Origin of the sequence: Ligilactobacillus sp. LYQ60, assembly GCF_045033015.1 — a bacterium.
Taxonomy (GTDB): Bacteria; Bacillota; Bacilli; order Lactobacillales; family Lactobacillaceae; genus Ligilactobacillus.
On sequence record NZ_JBJFZV010000002.1, the window covers coordinates 1 to 17,029 of the forward strand.

General features: G+C 48.1%; 16 protein-coding genes and 1 riboswitch. Of the genes, 4 read left to right on the forward strand and 12 right to left on the reverse strand.

Features of this window, described 5'->3' with window-relative positions:
* Positions 1 to 253: 253 nt before the first annotated feature.
* The 4 genes from ACI3EZ_RS02885 to ACI3EZ_RS02900 all read right to left on the reverse strand — a co-directional run bounded on the left by ACI3EZ_RS02885 (position 254) and on the right by ACI3EZ_RS02900 (position 5,303).
* Entirely contained in the window at positions 254 to 874 is a 621-nt protein-coding gene (locus tag ACI3EZ_RS02885; RefSeq protein WP_405025464.1) for a histidine phosphatase family protein, read from the reverse strand.
* A gap of 201 nt (positions 875 to 1,075) precedes the next feature.
* Positions 1,076 to 2,347 carry a serine--tRNA ligase gene (gene serS, locus ACI3EZ_RS02890; protein WP_405025465.1) on the reverse strand — a complete coding sequence of 424 codons (1,272 nt, stop codon included), beginning with the start codon at positions 2,345 to 2,347 and terminating at the stop codon, positions 1,076 to 1,078.
* A 256-nt stretch (positions 2,348 to 2,603) separates the two neighbouring features.
* Complete coding sequence (locus ACI3EZ_RS02895; protein ID WP_405025466.1) at positions 2,604 to 4,076, reverse strand: amino acid permease; 1,473 nt, start codon at positions 4,074 to 4,076, stop codon at positions 2,604 to 2,606.
* Positions 4,077 to 4,183: 107 nt separating this feature from the next.
* A riboswitch (Lysine riboswitch) is annotated at positions 4,184 to 4,359 on the reverse strand.
* A gap of 41 nt (positions 4,360 to 4,400) precedes the next feature.
* Positions 4,401 to 5,303, reverse strand: coding sequence for a zinc-ribbon domain-containing protein (locus ACI3EZ_RS02900; protein WP_405024456.1), 903 nt, complete (start codon positions 5,301 to 5,303; stop codon positions 4,401 to 4,403).
* A 148-nt stretch (positions 5,304 to 5,451) separates the two neighbouring features.
* Between ACI3EZ_RS02900 and ACI3EZ_RS02905 the strand changes: the two genes are divergently transcribed.
* The 3 genes from ACI3EZ_RS02905 to ACI3EZ_RS02915 all read left to right on the forward strand — a co-directional run bounded on the left by ACI3EZ_RS02905 (position 5,452) and on the right by ACI3EZ_RS02915 (position 8,216).
* Positions 5,452 to 6,300 (forward strand): sulfite exporter TauE/SafE family protein, encoded by an 849-nt coding sequence (locus tag ACI3EZ_RS02905; protein ID WP_405024457.1) that lies wholly within the window; start codon positions 5,452 to 5,454, stop codon positions 6,298 to 6,300.
* 97 nt (positions 6,301 to 6,397) lie between these two features.
* Positions 6,398 to 6,712 carry a DUF1634 domain-containing protein gene (locus ACI3EZ_RS02910; protein WP_405024607.1) on the forward strand — a complete coding sequence of 105 codons (315 nt, stop codon included), beginning with the start codon at positions 6,398 to 6,400 and terminating at the stop codon, positions 6,710 to 6,712.
* 145 nt (positions 6,713 to 6,857) lie between these two features.
* On the forward strand, positions 6,858 to 8,216 hold the full coding sequence (locus tag ACI3EZ_RS02915) for an LCP family protein (protein WP_405024458.1): 1,359 nt from the start codon (positions 6,858 to 6,860) through the stop codon (positions 8,214 to 8,216).
* Positions 8,217 to 8,294: 78 nt separating this feature from the next.
* Here the strand turns inward: ACI3EZ_RS02915 and purR are convergent, their stop codons facing one another.
* From purR to ACI3EZ_RS02935, 4 genes are all read right to left on the reverse strand, one after another.
* Complete coding sequence (purR, locus tag ACI3EZ_RS02920; protein ID WP_405024459.1) at positions 8,295 to 9,122, reverse strand: pur operon repressor; 828 nt, start codon at positions 9,120 to 9,122, stop codon at positions 8,295 to 8,297.
* Positions 9,123 to 9,289: 167 nt separating this feature from the next.
* On the reverse strand, positions 9,290 to 10,126 hold the full coding sequence (locus ACI3EZ_RS02925) for a metal ABC transporter permease (RefSeq protein WP_405025467.1): 837 nt from the start codon (positions 10,124 to 10,126) through the stop codon (positions 9,290 to 9,292).
* Positions 10,087 to 10,779 carry a metal ABC transporter ATP-binding protein gene (locus ACI3EZ_RS02930; RefSeq protein WP_405025468.1) on the reverse strand — a complete coding sequence of 231 codons (693 nt, stop codon included), beginning with the start codon at positions 10,777 to 10,779 and terminating at the stop codon, positions 10,087 to 10,089. Before ACI3EZ_RS02930 ends, ACI3EZ_RS02925 begins: the two co-directional genes overlap by 40 nt.
* Positions 10,780 to 10,788: 9 nt before the next feature.
* A complete protein-coding gene (locus tag ACI3EZ_RS02935; protein WP_405025469.1) occupies positions 10,789 to 11,763 on the reverse strand; it encodes a metal ABC transporter substrate-binding protein in 975 nt (324 codons plus the stop codon).
* Positions 11,764 to 11,943: 180 nt separating this feature from the next.
* Between ACI3EZ_RS02935 and ispE the strand changes: the two genes are divergently transcribed.
* Positions 11,944 to 12,798, forward strand: a complete 855-nt coding sequence (gene ispE, locus ACI3EZ_RS02940) for a 4-(cytidine 5'-diphospho)-2-C-methyl-D-erythritol kinase (protein ID WP_405024463.1) — start codon at positions 11,944 to 11,946, stop codon at positions 12,796 to 12,798.
* A 120-nt stretch (positions 12,799 to 12,918) separates the two neighbouring features.
* On the opposite strand, the gene ACI3EZ_RS02945 is transcribed toward ispE, so the two are convergent.
* From ACI3EZ_RS02945 to ACI3EZ_RS02960, 4 genes are all read right to left on the reverse strand, one after another.
* Positions 12,919 to 13,095 carry a hypothetical protein gene (locus ACI3EZ_RS02945; RefSeq protein ID WP_405024464.1) on the reverse strand — a complete coding sequence of 59 codons (177 nt, stop codon included), beginning with the start codon at positions 13,093 to 13,095 and terminating at the stop codon, positions 12,919 to 12,921.
* Positions 13,096 to 13,280: 185 nt separating this feature from the next.
* Entirely contained in the window at positions 13,281 to 14,447 is a 1,167-nt protein-coding gene (locus ACI3EZ_RS02950; protein WP_405025470.1) for a mannitol-1-phosphate 5-dehydrogenase, read from the reverse strand.
* Positions 14,447 to 14,890: a PTS sugar transporter subunit IIA gene (locus ACI3EZ_RS02955; protein ID WP_405025471.1), complete on the reverse strand. Its 444-nt coding sequence runs from the start codon at positions 14,888 to 14,890 to the stop codon at positions 14,447 to 14,449. Before ACI3EZ_RS02955 ends, ACI3EZ_RS02950 begins: the two co-directional genes overlap by 1 nt.
* Positions 14,891 to 14,902: 12 nt before the next feature.
* The gene (locus tag ACI3EZ_RS02960) at positions 14,903 to 16,705 is read right to left on the reverse strand and encodes a PTS mannitol transporter subunit IICBA (protein WP_405025472.1); all 1,803 of its coding nucleotides are present in this window, start codon (positions 16,703 to 16,705) and stop codon (positions 14,903 to 14,905) included.
* Positions 16,706 to 17,029 lie beyond the last annotated feature (324 nt).

Here is a 17,029-nt window from a genome sequence, read left to right on the forward strand (position 1 = left end):
AAACTCTCATTTTGAATTCGTGACTCATTATTTATTACTAGCGAAGTTTGACTTCGTTAAATTATGTTGCTCAAAAGAGCCCTACACATTTAATTCGTCGATACTGTGTTCAGTTTTCAAAGATCTACCGTCGCCCAAGCGACTAACCTATTATAGCGAGAAAAGAACCTGTCCGTCAAGTCCTAATTCTCAATAACGGTCGTCCACCGACAACGCCTATTAATATACCAGTTCAACAAAACAGCGTCAACCACTATTTTAAAAATTCCGTATTGTTCCACATAGGAACGACGTATGATTGCCCATCTTGCGTTTCAAGGACCGAAATGCTCGTATTCGCCACTAACCCGGCCGGACGAACCTCATCCACACTTAATCCCCGAATCGTTTGGAGTAAGTATGAAATTACCATCGCGTGGGCCACTACCAGCACATTCCCACTAGGGTGTTGCCGATAAACAGACTGCAACGGCCGTTTAATTCGCTGAATAAAATGCGCATACGATTCCGCGCCTAACGCCGTTCCATCGAACTGACTGGGATGATTAATCAACGCATCAAACTCCGGTCGCTTAACCACATCGTCTTCTAAAACACCATCCCATTTTCCAAAATCGAACTCTCGCCAATCATCGACTAGCACTGGATGCAATGTAATCCCCGCTGCCGCACACGCTAACTGAACGGTGCGTTGGGTTCGACCAAGGGGACTGGCATACACTGCCTCAAACGGAATGTTTTGTAAATACTTTCCCGCTAAACGTGCATCCTGAACACTTTGATCTAATAACGGCGAATCCGCCCGTGCGCCTTGAATACGAAGCTCTTTGTTATACACTGTACGCCCGTGGCGCAAAAAGTAAAACTTTGTCATCGTTATTCTCCATTTTTTACCGTCACGATACCACAAAAGGCCTCAGGGAACAATTCCCTGAAGCCTTTTAACCAAGAAGTTTCATCCTTCTTGTTATTCGTATTCCTAGTACGGAAACATCCAAATTTCACCATACCTGTAACCCAGGATTAATCCAACCTATGCTTCCGCTCCACTTACCTTGTAGTTTTAGTTCCGCCGCTACTTCGTAATCTTTTCAATCCCATGCATGTATGGCCGCAAAACCTCTGGGATGGTAACCGTCCCGTCCACATTCTGATAATTCTCAAGGATGGCTGCTACCGTCCGCCCAACTGCTAACCCAGAACCGTTTAGCGTATGAACAAAGTGTCGCTTGCCGTTTTCATCACGGTACTGAATGTGCGCCCGCCGTGCCTGGAAATCCTCACAGTTAGAGCAACTAGAAATTTCCCGGTACTTATTCTGTGCTGGCATCCACACTTCAAGGTCATGCGTCATTGCCGCACTGAAGCTCATATCACCGGAAGCCAGCGTAATAATATGGTACGGCAATCCCAGTTTATCCAAAATATTCCCGGCGTTTTGCGTCATCTTTTCTAATTCATCATAGGATGTCTCTGGCGTACAGAACTTCACCATTTCCACCTTATTAAACTGATGCATCCGAATTAACCCCCGGGTATCCCGACCAGCACTTCCGGCTTCAGACCGGAAACACGGCGTCAGGGCCGTTTCGTAAACCGGTAGCTGTTCCCGCGGAATCACCTCATCGCGGTAATAATTAGTAAGGGGCACCTCAGCTGTTGGAATTAACGTCATGTCCTCACCGTTTACCTGATAAACGTCTTCTTTAAATTTTGGAAACTGACTCGTTCCGTACATCGAAGCAGCATTAACGATGTATGGTGGGATCATTTCCGTGTACCCTTCCCTTTCATGCTCATCTAGCATAAAGTTGTACACGGCCCGCTCCAACTTAGCACCTAATCCCTTGTAATACACAAACCGAGCACCCGCAACTTTCGCTCCCCGTTCAAAATCAAGAATGTCAAGGTCCTCACCGATGTCCCAGTGAGCCTTAGGTTCAAAATCAAACTCCCGTGGTGTCCCCACCTTTTTGATCTCAACAGCGTCTTCCTCATTCATACTCATCGGGATGGTCGGGTTTGGAAGGTTCGGCAACCGTGAAGCCATATCCTTAACCTGTTCTTGAACCATCATCAATTCATTATCCAGTTGCTTAATTTGCTGCCCAACCTCCCGCATCCGGGTAATCGCATTCGTGGCATCTTCTTTATTTCGCTTGGCCTGAGCAATTGCTGCCGAAACATCATTTCGTTCTTTTTTGAGCTCTTCACTTTGCTGGAGAAGTTTCCGCCGCTTGGCATCCGCCGCAATTAATTGATCAATCTGGTCCGCAGTCACTCCCCGGGCAGCCAACCGCTGTTTGTATTCATCCGGGTTCTTTCGAATATCCTTAACGTCTAACATGGTATTCCTCCTTAAAAAAGTAAACGGAGCCCGTCATCCCATGGGACGAACGGACTCCGTTTCGCGGTACCACCCAAGTTCGCATTCCTTGCGCACTCAACTAAGGTAACGGTCTCCCGTGCGGCATTACCCGCCCATACTTAACTCGCTGGAGTTTCGGTTCGGAGCTCTCACCATTCCCCGTCTCTGAAAACCTACTTATGGCGAATTATGATGTTTAACACTTTAGCTTTGGTTTCAGTATAATCCGCTCCGCCTACTTGTCAACCTGTTTCTTCTCCGTTACCCGGGTCGTCGTCAGGTCAACTTCCTTGAGCGGAATTAACTTCGTATGATGCTTAAATTTGTAGTAGAAAAACAGTCCGAAGAACAACGGAACCGACATGTACGTAATCAAAATTTGATACCAGTCAAGGTGGGTAAACGCCTTAGTATTTTGCCCCACAATCACTAAAATACACATTACAAACGCCAAAATCGGCCCAAACGGGAACCATTTTGCCTTGTACTTCAGAGCGTTTAAGTCCTTCCCCTGAGCAACGTATGCCCGCCGGAACCGGTAATGTGAAATTGCAATTCCAACCCACGCAATAAACCCGGTTAACCCGCTCGCAGCCACTAAGAAAATATAAACCTTTTGCCCAAAAATACTCGTCAAGAACGTGGCCAACCCAACCAATGTTGTTACCAGTAACGCTGGGAGCGGAATTCCCCGTTGGTTCACTTTGCCAAAAATCCGCGGAGCATCACCGGTTTGCCCCAGCGACATTAACATCCGGGTTGATGCGTACATCCCCGAATTAGCCGATGACAGAACCGCCGTAAGAATGACCGCATTCATCACGGAGGCCGCCGAGGCTAACCCGACCCGTTTAAAGACCAGCGTGAACGGGCTAATGGCAATATCCTTAGCCGAAGAACCTAGTAAATCCGGACTGGTATACGGAATAATGCAAGCAATTACAAAGATTGACAGGATGTAAAATAACAGAATCCGCCAGAAAACCTGCTTGATTGCTGTCGGCACACTTTTTTCAGGTGTGGCTGATTCGCCAGCCGTAACCCCAACAAGTTCCGTCCCCTGGAATGAGAATCCAGCAACAACAAAGACGTTGAGAATTGCCGGCAATCCGCCCACAAACGGGGCCTGCTTGTATGTGAAGTTACGAAGGCCAACCGCATGGCCCCCTCCCATAATGCCTAAGATGGTAAGAAAACCAACCAACAAGAAAACAATAACGGTAACAATCTTTACCAGGGATAACCAGTATTCTGTCTCTCCGTACGACCTAACGGAGAGAAAGTTAATCAAGAAGACTAAGCTTAATGCGCCCAGACTAAAAATCCAATTAGGAACGTGGGGGAACCAGAACTGCAGCACCAATGCCGCCGTTGAGACATCAACCGCAATAGTGATTGCCCAGTTAAACCAGTAATTCCACCCCATCGCAAAGCCTAATGCCGGGTCAACAAACCGCTTTGTGTACGTAGCAAATGATCCCGACACCGGCATGTATGTCGCCATTTCTCCCAGTGACGTCATCAAGAAGTACACCATCACCCCAATTGCGACGTAGGCAATCAACCCGCCTCCAGGGCCGGCCGTAGAGATTGCGGAACCCGAAGCGACAAACAGCCCCGTCCCGATACTTCCTCCGAGGGCAATCATCGAAAGATGCCGGGTCTTTAAGTCCCGTTTTAGTGAATATTCGTGCGAATCCTTTTTCATGGGTTCGTCCTCCTCAGTAATATTATTGAGGCAAACACTAATCAACACCAAAAAGGGCGTAGCCTCGAACTACGCCCCACTCACTTCACAGTTATCTCTGATTCATGGATATCGATAGCGCTCCGCGGTCACCCGCGACAGTCGTCCAGCTCTTAACCAGACGCCCAGCTTCACCCGGGAGGATCCAGGTAAGGCTTCGGCGGTGCACCCTTTCACCTAGCTTCAATGGCAATCCCCTGCCTCAACTAAGTTACTACTGATTACCGCAACCTCTGTTCGATAGTGTTACAATACCAAACTTAGCGCTTAAATACAATCCCTAACTCACTCATCTTGATCGTCATGGTGCTCATCATGCTGTTTCCCCGCATTCCGCACCCGGTTCTCCGCTTCATCTTGTTCCTCTTCTTGTTTGGCTTCTTGCTGGTGCTGCTGGAAGTGCTGTTCAAACGCTATCATCCGTTCCCGGGGAGCCTGAAAAGTATACCGATCATTAGTAATTACCTGTCCCTTTATGCACAATAAAAGCAGCGGAATATCCCCTAACAGGATAATAAAAAGAAAGAAAAACGCGGGTAATTCAGCGTCATGAAACCGCCGAACCTGAGCCGTTAAGTTACAAATCACAGCTGCCGTTGTTCCAGCCATTCCAAGGGTAAAGCCAACCCGAAGAGCAAGTGTTTTACTAATTCCGAGTTCAACTAACAGCTGAACCCCTAGCCCAACAACCACCGTATAACAGGCCAGCAATAAAACCAATCCAAGCGTTCCCCACCAAAAATCTGCCCGGCCCATCCGTTTTCCTAAAACAAACGTATCCCGCATCATTAACTTCGTTGAAGGAATAATCCCCGGTTCAGCTGACTCATTTCGGGGAAGGTGTGGCACCCGCTGCTGTTCTCGTTGCATTTGCTGCTGCATTTCCATCAAGAACCGCTGAAGGTCCTCCTCACTATTGATTGTTGTCACCCGAATTGGCCTGTCACCCTGCACGGTCTTTCCCTGGAGATCCTCCTCTTCTTCCTGGTGGAGTTCATTCGGATCGAGGTATGCTTGATCCGCCCCACAGTACGGACAAAAATTAGCGTTTACCGGAATATCACGGTGACACTTCTTACATTTTTTCTTTTCACCCGTAGCATTATCCCGTTGTTGCCGGGCACCGCAAAAGGCACACTTGTCTTGGTTTCCTTCTAACTGGTGGCCACAGCGTTCACACGTATACATTAACTCCTCACCCGTTCTTAGTCATATTTCAGTTTGCCTTCAATATACCATACTTTATGCACTAACCCGCAGCAGAACCAAAACTTAATCAGCCGGTCTTTTTGAAAAGAGTATAATGAAGGTGATTTTATAAAAAGGAGCGTTACGTATGATTACAACAGCAGCGATCATGCTTTTTGTGGGGTTCCTTGCCGGAACGCTCGGCGCAATTCTTGGAATTGGGGGCGGAATGATTGTCACTCCAATTGTCACCCTCCTATTCGGGCTCAACATTAAGTACGCTATCGGAGCAAGCATCATCGCGGTGATTGCCACCAGCTCTGGTTCAACCATCGCTTTTTTAAAAGACGACTTAATCAACCTTCGGGTTGCCATGTTCTTAGAAGTGGCCACAGCCAGCGGGGCCGTCATTGGGGCTCTCTTAACCGGGTCAATGAACGGTAAGATTCTATATTTTCTGTTTGGATGCCTCTTACTCTTCGCATCACTTAACATGGTGCGGAAATTAATGGCTGGTGAGGAAGTGCTTCACCGGGCAAAACCTGATAAATGGGCTGTCCGTTTCAAGCTCAACAGTTCATACTACGATAAGAACACTCACGAGGAAGTGCATTACGATGTTCAAAATATTCCCGGCGGGTTAGCCATTATGTTTGGGGCTGGGCTTGCTTCTGGAATGCTGGGAATTGGTTCAGGAGCATTCAAGGTCATGGCACTTGATAACGCCATGAAGATGCCCCTAAAGCCATCAAGTGCAACAAGTAACCTAATGATGGGAGTTACGGCCGCCGCATCAGCAACGGTTTATTTCTTTAGCGGCGCCATCCGGCCAGAAATCGCCGTTCCTTTGGCTCTAGGAATTCTTGTCGGCTCCCTACTTGGTAGCCGGATTATGCAAAAACTGCCAACGCGGATCCTACGCATGATCTTTGTCCCGGTTTTCTTGTACCTTGGATTACAGATGGCCCTGAAAGCATTTGGAATTAACATTGGGTGATGATGAAATGAACGAAAAAAAACAACAAAATAAACTCACGCACAACCAAACGGGTGTTGATAAGGAACAAGACGTTGCACTGCTAATCGGTCATATCATGCGGATCGGAGTAATTTTTGCAGCCGTTGTTATGTTAATCGGATTACTTCTGCTGTTTATTCGTCATGGCGGCGGCTATGCAACGAAAAACTTCTTTCCCACAACCCTCACAGGAATTGTAACCGGGATTTGCACACTGAAACCGGCGGCTATCATGATGGGGGGATTGTTCCTTTTGCTGCTAACGCCGGTTTTACGGGTGGTTGTTTCTATCTACTCCTTCGTTAAGGAAAAGGACATACTTTACGTTGTCTTAACAACGATTGTGTTGCTTATCCTCATTTTCAGTTTTATCATGGGACACAGTAGGTAATCTTTACCCGTAACTTTGTAATTAGGGAATCCATTCTAATTCCCGCAACTAGAACGGAGAGTGCGCTATGCACGGCCTCCGCTTTGTTTATCACGTTTAATAGCGATTACCGCTATCAACCCCCGATGAATTGGAGGAAGTTTTAATGGCCTCACGGCGAACACAACATAATGATTCTGAATTCAATCCCCACCAGCAACAACGCCGGCGGATTGGTTATCCATTTGAAGACGATGGGCAACACGGCCACTATGAAGATAACTCCCGGGAACCGTACTCCCTAACCCCCGAAGAAGAGGAAAAAGGATACGTCGGGAACGCCTCCCCTTCCCGCCACAGCCGGCGGGAACGCCGACGGACCTTTTCCCGGCCAACGACAACCAACAATCGCCAGGAAAAGCGGCAACGGTGGTTCTTCTGGGGGCTCCTTGTGACTGTAATTGCGCTTGCTTACGGGTGTTTCTTCTTTTATAACCGGTTTGAGTACGCTCACCAGGAATCTAACCTGATGTTTCAGGCCACCGGAATGCAAAAGGAACGCAATGTTTCCAAGATGCTAAAAGAAGGGAAACCGATTTCTGTCTTACTAATGGGAACAGATACCGGAGCGCTTGGCCGAAACTTCAAGGGACGGACCGACACGATGATTGTGTGCGTGCTGAATCCTAAGAAAAAGGCGATGACGCTAGTCAGCATTCCCCGGGATACGCTAGTTGCCATCTACAAGCACGAAAACGACTACCCGAGTAAGATTAACGCCGCCTACCAGTACGGCAGTTCGTACACGGCGGTAAAGACCGTGCAACGTTACCTCAACATTCCGATTGATTTTTACGCCACCATCAACATGGGTGGGCTAGAAAGTCTCATTAAGGCCGTAGATGGGGTAACGGTTAAGCCAACGTTAACCTTTAGTTATGGTGGGTACCACTTCACCGAGGGAAAGAAGACGCACATGAACGCCAAAAAAACCCTGGCTTATGTCCGAATGCGCCACCAGGATCCACTCGGTGATTATGGTCGGCAAGAACGGCAACGACAGGTTCTTATGAAATTGGCCTTTAAGGGATCAGACCTCACCAGTCTGATTAACCAGAACTTCATGAAGACGGTTTCCAAGCAAATGCGCACCGACTTAACCTTTGATGACCTCCTGATTCTCGGTTCAAAGTACCGGGTAGCAACTCATCACATGAAGTCCACCCACCTTCAAGGCCATACCGAAGTAATTGGCGGTGAAGATTACGAGGTGCCATACCACTCCGAAAAACAGCGAATTACTAATATCATTCGGGCTGCACTAGGATTAAAACACGCCAAGACCGGAACGACCCTTGCCGGAACCTCTACCGAGCAAGAATATGAGCAAGATATTAAGGATGCGGGTACTCCATATGGTAATTCTACGGGTGCAACTACGCCCGCAAATACCTATGATTCCCAAGCTGCTAATCAAGGGTTAGGAACCGGGCACACCGCACCTGCTGTTTACGGCGCCCAGTAATTAATTCAATAGTGATAATTAAAAACCGGGAACATGATCCTCATCATGTTCCCGGTTTTTCACATTCACACTTTTATTTTACCCAAAAACCTGTTCGAGGTAGTTTCCCGCACTAACGTGGATTTTCTTATCCAACGTATTGACCTTATCAACCTTTAATAATGAAGTGTAATCTTCAACCATCCGCTGACCATCAAAGGCCGCTTCCGCAAAGACCGTAATTCCAACCAGGTTAGCGTTAAATTCCTCAATCATGCTCTTCATTCCGTTAACGGTTCCGCCGCCCTTCATGAAGTCATCAACTACCAGAACATTCGCGCCCTCTTGCAGGCTCCGCTTAGACAACTCCATTTTTTCAACCCGCTTACTTGAGCCCGAAACGTAGTTGACCGAAACGGTCGCCCCCTCAGTAATCTTAGAATCCCGCCGTACAATAACAAACGGAACATCCAGATACTGGGAGGCACTCTGTGCAATCGGCACCCCTTTGGTTGCAACGGTCATCACCGCATCAACCTTCTTGTCAATGTATTGCCGGGCAATTAACCGCCCAACCCGCTGAAGAACCTCAGGTTGCCCTAATAAATCGGACAGGTAAACGTATCCTCCCGGAAGCAGCCGGCTCTCCTCTGAAAGCTGGTCCGTCATTTCATCAATAAACGCTCGGACCTCTTGTTCGCTAATGGACGGAGTAAAAATCACGCCGCCAGCAGCACCGGGAATCGTTTCGATTACCCCGATCCCCCACTGAGCGAACGTTCGCTTTACAATGGTTAAATCCTCACTGATTGATGACTTTGCCGACTCGTACCGGTTAGCAAAGAACGTTAACGAAATAAGCTTATGCGGCCGGGATAACAGGTAATTAGTCATGTCAATCAGCCGCTCACTGCGCCGTGCCTTCACCACAATTCCTCCGTTTCTAATAAAAAATAATGAATGAAGTCCATGATTTGCATAATTAAATTATATGGAACCCTGACGAATTTACAACCCTTTGCCCCTGTTTTTTATAAAAAAGTTCGTCTTTGTCACTAAAAAAGGTTCACAATAACACCATTTGTCCGGAAACATTAGTGATTAATCTGCTGGCGCCGGCCGCGAAGCCGCCACCATATTCCCCGACCACCAAGGCAAGTCAAAAAAATGGCTACCAGTAGCAAAGTGATGGCTGCGCCCGGTGGTGTGTTAAAATCATACGAGCACACTAGTCCCCCAACTGTGCCAATCATTCCAATACCAATACCGGCAAAAACAACAGCATTGAAGCGCCGGGCTATCCGCATCGCAATCGCTGCCGGAAGAATCATTACCGCTGAGACTAATAACGCCCCCGCAATCGGCATAATCACTGCAATTGTAATTCCCGTTAAGGCGTTAAAAACCAACGACATGTACGACACGGGTAACCCTTCTGCCCGCGCCGTTGCTGGGCTAAACGTCATCACGTACATCGGCCGGTGAAAAAGAATATATGCTCCAACCACAATCACCGTAAGCACCGCCAATAAAAGCACCTGCTGGTTACTAATCGCAACGATTGACCCGAACAGATACTGATCAACGCTCAGCGCAGAGGTCCCCCGATCAAGGCTCATCAAGGTTAACGCAATCGCTAACCCCGCTGCCATAATAATTGCAATCGCAACTTCAGCGTACGTTTTGTATGCCCGGGTAATGTACTCAATTAAGATGGTTGCCAGTACCACCACCACCAATGTGGTAATCGTAGGGTTTAGGTTAACGAATAACCCCAGGGCCACCCCCGCCAATGAAACGTGGGAAAGAGTATCAGCCATCAGGGATTGTCGCCGTAAAATTAAAAACAACCCGAGTAGCGGGGCCAAAACCGCCATTAAAACCGCGGTAACTAGTGCGCGTTGCATGAAGCCATAGAAAAACATCGCCATTGGATTCCCTCCATTCTAACCAACCGAACCTGCCGGTCTGCATAATCCATCACGTTATCGTTATCGTGCGACACCATTAAAATACTCTTCCTGTGTGCTTGAACCTCGTGTTGCAATAGCTGATAAAACTGCGCCCGGGTTTCAGTATCCATTCCAGTTGTGGGCTCATCCAAAATAAACAAATCAGGGTCCGCCGCAAAGATACGAGCCAGACAAACCCGCTGCTTTTGCCCCCCTGAGAGTTCCCCAATGCGGTGTTGCCGCCACTCCCACATTCCAACAGCATCAAGCGCCTTTTGAATATGGCGCCGGTCATGCTCCCGAAGTGGGTGAAACCACCGTCCCCGTTGAAAGCGACCGGAAGCCACCAGTTCATAGACGGTTGACGGAAAACCGGCGTTAAACGCCGCAATTTGTTGGGGTAAATACCCCACTTTTAAGGAGCGGCCGTACCGATTACGGGGCGCCATCCGGGCTGTCCCGTGGGCCGGCCTAGCTTCCCCAAGAATGGTTCGCAATAACGTGGACTTAGCCGCCCCATTTTCCCCTGCCAAAACAACAAACTCACCGTCCCGCACTGTCATGCTAACGTGTTGAAGAACGGGATGGTCCTCATAAACAAAGGATAAATCGTGAACTTCAATGTAATTCATTCTTTCCTCCTAGTGAATTGCGTGCTTCAGTTCCTGCAAGTTGGTCCTCATGACCGTTAAGTAGTTAGCGCCGTGCCGAATTTCCGTTGTCGTTAAACTTTCAAGCGGATTAAGCGGGCGCACCTGCACCTGGGTATCATGAGCTAACACCCGTGCAATTTTCTGGGATGCATCCGCCTCAGCAAAGAGCACTGGCGTATGTGTGCGCCGAATGTACTGGTGCAGAAGTGCCAGCCGTTGCGGGCTAGGTTCCTCATTATCGGAAATCCCCGCAATCGTAATCTGGTGTAACCCGTACCGCCGCGCAAGATAGCCAAACGCAGCGTGTTGGGTAATAAACGTTCGCGAATGACACCCCTTAAATGCCCGCCGGTATTTCCGATCAAGACCGTACAACTGCCTAATATAGTGTCGGGCGTTTCGCCGGTAATAAGCGGCGTTTCCGGGATCTTTTTGGCATACTCCCCGTTCAATGTTTCGAACCATCGCAACTGCATTAACCGGATCAAGCCAAATATGCGGGTCCTTCGCACCCCCACCACCAAAATAGCCCGCTTCCTGCCGGTGTTCCTGAACTAGCAAAGCATCCTGCGCATTCATCTCATTCCGTGTACTAATCAGCGGAATTCCCTTGCCAGCCGCAACCAATGTCGTGTGATCATCCCGCAAACTTGGCCGTAAAGCATCAATCCACGGTGCCATGTACTTTGTTGTGTAAATTACCATGTCCGCCCGTGACATCCGAGCTACCTCCCGGGCGGTCGGTTCAAAATCATGGGGTTCTGTCCCTGCAGGAATTAAAACGGATACGTCCGCCCTATTTCCTACAACCGCCTTTGTAAAGTCGTATACCGGATAAAAAGTCGTCACAACCTGAAGCCGGTGCGTTGATGCCGCGACCACCCGTTGTGGGGTAGTACTCCAAGTAACTCCCAAAGTAAGGAGTGCGACCATTGCAACCCACCAGCGATGCCACCTCATCATTCACTGTCCTCCTGTTAATCGTAATGTAAATAGTAATAAGTACTATTTAAGACAATGTTTAGGGTATCATCGCAGTTTTCCCGCGTCAATAACTTTTTCTTTCATTTCACGGTTGCTTGTTTCATATTTTGATAACCAGTATAATGATGGAAGAAAAATGGACGGAAAGATGGTGACAAGATGGAATTAACCGCGAAAGCCCCTGCCAAGGTAAACCTGATCCTTGATACCCCGTTTCGTCACCAGGATGGCGCCCCTGAATGGGACATGATCATGACCGCCATTGACCTGGCCGATTACATCCACCTTAAAACCATTCCGGATACGATGAAAATTACCGTCCAAACAGATACAAGCTACCTGCCACGGGACTACCACAACCTTGCGTACCAGGCTGCTAAGACCCTTCAAACGCGATTTAACATTCACGAAGGGGTCACCATTACTATTGACAAGCACATTCCCGTTGCCGCCGGAATGGGGGGCGGTTCAAGCGATGCAGCAGCCGTCTTACGCGGCCTTAATTCCTTATGGCAGTTAGGCTTAACTATCCGCGAGCTTGCCCAAATTGGCCTAACGATTGATGCAGATGTTCCGTTTTGCGTTTACGGGATTCCCGCTCACGTAACTGGCCGGGGAGAGCAAATTACACCGTTAAAGACGCTCCCACCAATGTGGTTTGTCATCGCTAAACCACACGATAACATTTCAACTCCCACGATTTTACGGCAAATTAACTACGAAACCTTAGAACACGTGGCGGTCATCGAGGCCGTTCGAGCTATTCAAGCTGGAAATTATACCCGATTACTTGAACTAACAGGGAACGTATTAGAACCAATCACTGCCCAGGTTTGCCCGGCCATTACCCGGATTAAAACCAAAATGCTGCAGTTCGGGGCAGATGCCGCCACCATGACGGGAACCGGGCCAACTGTTCTAGGAATTTGCACCAAGTATTCCCGTGCTCAACACGTATACAACGCACTAAAGGGCTTTTGCCGGGACGTCCACGTTGTGCGGTCTCTCCAATAATTCTGAAAATTCCCATAGTAAATAAGCGCGGTGGAAGTGCGCATACCACTGAACTATTTTCGGTTCGGCATGCTCCTTCCACCACGCCCGTTTTATTTGTTTTAATTTACCCTTCTACTTTTACAAGTCTCCCTGCTGCTGTTCCCGTAAAAACGATCCTAACGGATAGAACACGAGAACCCCATCTTCTTCGTGCCGAACACAATAGTACGGCTCCATTTTCCCCTGCTCAAGGAGCTCATCCGGAACAGTCAGAACCCCCATATCACCAACTTGCATCAACGTTGATACCATCATTTTAACCACTCCCTTCACGTGTGGTCTTATTATGTCACGCCTTCATTTCAAAAAGCAGATTAAAATAAACGAAAATTATGTTTTTTTGCTATTTTAAGCAAAAAAGGCTAGGATTTAATATCCCAACCTCTTTTTATCATCGTTACCCTAATAATTAATAGTGTAATCTTATTCCAAGGATTTCCCTAATTCCCGGAATAGGTTGTAATTGCCTCCCGCGCAGATGCAACGACTTCATCCAGTAATGCTTGATCCTTAATCCCCGTCACTCCAGCAACAACTTCATCCAATGGCTGGTCAGCAACCATTTTCATTAGCCGCACACTTTCCGGATCGTTTGGTTCATCAAACGTGAAAATCCGTCCCGCCGTCTTAAGTAGGGTATCATAGGCCAAGCCGCGCTTTCGGCACTCTCGAATTGGCCGGATAAACCGTTCGTTGTATCCCAGTTTTCGGATTGGTGTCCGGCCAACACGGGCAATCGCATCTGAAATGTATGGATTTTCAAACCGAGAAACAATCTTTTCGTGGTATGCTTCCAAATTAGCCAGGGCAAAGTTAGGCCACTTAGCAGCTAACAACGCCCGCGTCTCCCCTAACGCATTCCGCAATAACTTCAAAATTTGGGGGGCCTTTACCGCTTCACCAATGGTGGTATAGCCCATAAACTTTCCGTTATACGCAACCGTGGCGTGGCCGGTATTAACCGAGAATAATTTTCGTTCAATGTAGGGTTCCAGGTCATCAGCATACTCCACCCCAGTCAGGTGAATAGCCGGGTTCTTCAACATACTTTTGTCAACGACCCATTCCTTAAACGGCTCAACCGCCACTAACAACGGGTCATCATGGTGCTGTTCCGGAACAATTCGGTCAACCGCCGCATTGGGGAACCCCACGTACTGATCAACAAACGCTAAGGTATCCCCATCAAGATGGGCATAAACTTCCTTCTTTAGAGCATCCCCGGCCCCAATCATGTTTTCGCAAGCCGCAACATCCAGTGGATGCCGGTTCCCCGTATCACGCCGGGCCTTTAAACCCTGCGCAATCAACGGCGCAATCAACGGTAACACCTTTGGCCCAATCGCCGTTGTTACCAGGTCAGCCGTCGCAAGCGCCTGGACCACCTTTTCTGGTTCCTTGGCGTTATTAATTCCTGAAACATTCCGAACGGTAATCCGTTTCTTTTCCGGTGCGGCATACTCAACTGAGTATTCGTGCCGTTTGTTTAACGCATCAATCACCGTCGCATTAACGTCAACGAATTCGATTTCAAACCCGTTATCAGCTAACGTTGCACCAATAAAGCCCCGACCGATATTACCTGCTCCAAAATGAACGTCCTTCATTATTTGCCGACCTCCTTTAATAGTGCAATAACATCATCCACCTTCGTTGCATCCGCCAGCCGGGCAACGTTCGTAACGTCACTACAAAATAACGCAATTTGTGATAATAGCTGCAAGTGTTCATCGTTTTTTCCCGCAATCCCAAAAACAACAGTGACGAGATTGTCTTCCTGATCATTAGAACTGAAATTCACTCCCATTGGCACCTGCACCACGGAAATTCCTGTCTTTTTGATATAGCGTTTGGCCTTATCGGTCCCATGCGGAATCGCAATAAAGTTGCCCATATACGTTGACACGTCGTTATCCCGCGTAATCATAGCGTCCACGTACTCAGGGGTAACGCATCCCGCATCGACCAACAGCTGACCGGCTTTCCGGATTGCTGCTTCCCTGGTAGCGATATCCTGGTTTAACGTAATCATTTCCGGTGTTAATTTCATCTTTCATTCCCCCTAAAACTGTTGACTAATTGCTGCCAACTGTTCCTGGTCAAGCAAGTTCGGTAGCACAATGACCTGAACGTGCGTGGCCCGTAACTTCAACGTTCGCTGAGCAGCCGGCGTAACGATTACCAGGTGCTGGTTATCGTCGGGTAAATCCGCAAGTGCAAGCCGCTTAACCGCAACGTCCTTTCCGGCTTGCTGCAGCTCTTCCTTAAACAGTTGCGTAGCCATTGTGGTCGTGCCACGGTGCTGATCGGTATGGATAAAGTCAACTTCCTTTACCTGATCAAAATCTACGTCTTGCCAGTTAGCCGGTTTCTGCTGCTGTGGGGTTGCGCTTGGTTGAGGTGAAGTGATCGGCGTTGATTCAACCTGCCGGGCAGCTTTTAAGTTAGTAACCACTTCGTCATACTTCGGTGAGCTCAAGAAATTATCAACAGCAACATGCATTGCCTGCGGGGTCCGTTCCTGAGCCCGTTCGGCCAGTTCGTTTTGCGTAATAACAAGTAATCCGGGCTCATCCTTTAACCGGCTAACCGCCGTATTAGTGACCGGTACATCATCAATTCCGGCTTTCTTGACCTTATCCCGGAGAAGGGATGCCCCCATTGCAGAGGAACCCATTCCAGCGTCACACGCAAAGATAATCCGGCTAACGCCACCATAACTTTCAACGGCCTGTTGGGCTTCTTCCTTAGAGACCATCGGCTGGCCCTTTGATTCAGCCTTCATGGCTTCCATCTGTCTTTGCTTAGCTTCTAAATCATCATCCTTAGCTTTCGTTGTCTTTAATAACAGCGTTGCCACCAAGAAGGAAACCAAGCACGCTCCGCCAACTCCTAACAGGTTAGCAATGTAGCCCCCCCGTGGAGTCATCAACAGAATCGAAATAATTGACCCCGGTGATGCCGCGGCCTTTAATCCCCCACCAAAAGCCTGAAAAAGGAACGTTCCGGTTACCCCGCCAGCCATAGCGGCAAGGATTAACACCGGCTGCATTAAGATGTACGGGAAATAGATTTCATGAATTCCACCAAAGAATTCAATGATTGCTGCCCCCGGAGCAGAACTCTTCGCGTTCCCCTTTCCAAAGAGCATAATGGCTAATAGGATCCCTAGTCCTGGACCTGGGTTTGATTCCATTAAGAATAAGACGGACTTCCCAAGGGAAGCAGCCTGCTGAATTCCCAACGGGACCAAAATTCCGTTCCCAACCGCGTTATTTAGAAACAGTACCTTAGCTGGTTCGATAAACAAGTTGGCCAGCGGTAACATGTGAATGTGCATGATCCACGTCACGCCCATACTCATAAAGTTGCTTCCAGCCACCACCAGCGGATTAATGACGTACACGCCAAAAATAGCCAGCAGCATTCCGATAATCCCGCTTGAAAAGTTGTTGTAAATCATTTCAAAGCCAGATTTAATGTGGCCCTGGAACAGGCTGTCAAATTTCTTCATGCACCAGCCGCCCAGAGGGCCCATAATCATCGCCCCCAAGAACATTGGGATTTTCGCGCCGACGATTACTCCCATAACGGCAATCGCGCCAACAACGGCTCCCCGTTCCTCATAAACCATCCGTCCTCCGACGTAGGCAATCAGGAGCGGTAATAGGTAGTGCAACATTGGTTGAATTAAAATTGCAATGTGTTTAACCGGAAACCATCCCTGGGCCATAAAGATAGCAGTGATAAGCCCCCATGCGATAATTGCCCCGATATTAGGCATAATCATTCCGCTTAAGGCGGTTCCTAGTTTTTGGATCCGTGCTTTTAGCGAAACATGTTGTTTTGATGTCTCTGTGTTCATATCATTTACCCCCTCTTTACTTTCGATCTTACGAGTCCGTGAAAACGCTATCAATAATTAGTGGCCTTATCCGTGGCGCGCCTTTTATGACAGTGATAAATTTCACGTAATAAAAAAGCCGATTCCTCGCAATAAAACGCTGTCTTTATAAAATAACTATTATAAATTGTGAAAAAAATACGTTGGTCGATGCCACTAAAAAAGAAAGATGCATCCAAAATTACATCTTCCTTATTTCTTCCGTATAATTTGGCGTCAAAGAAGCGAGCCAAGTACCCCCCGAATCTACGCTACGGATTCGGAGGCTCACTGCTTTCACTGCAC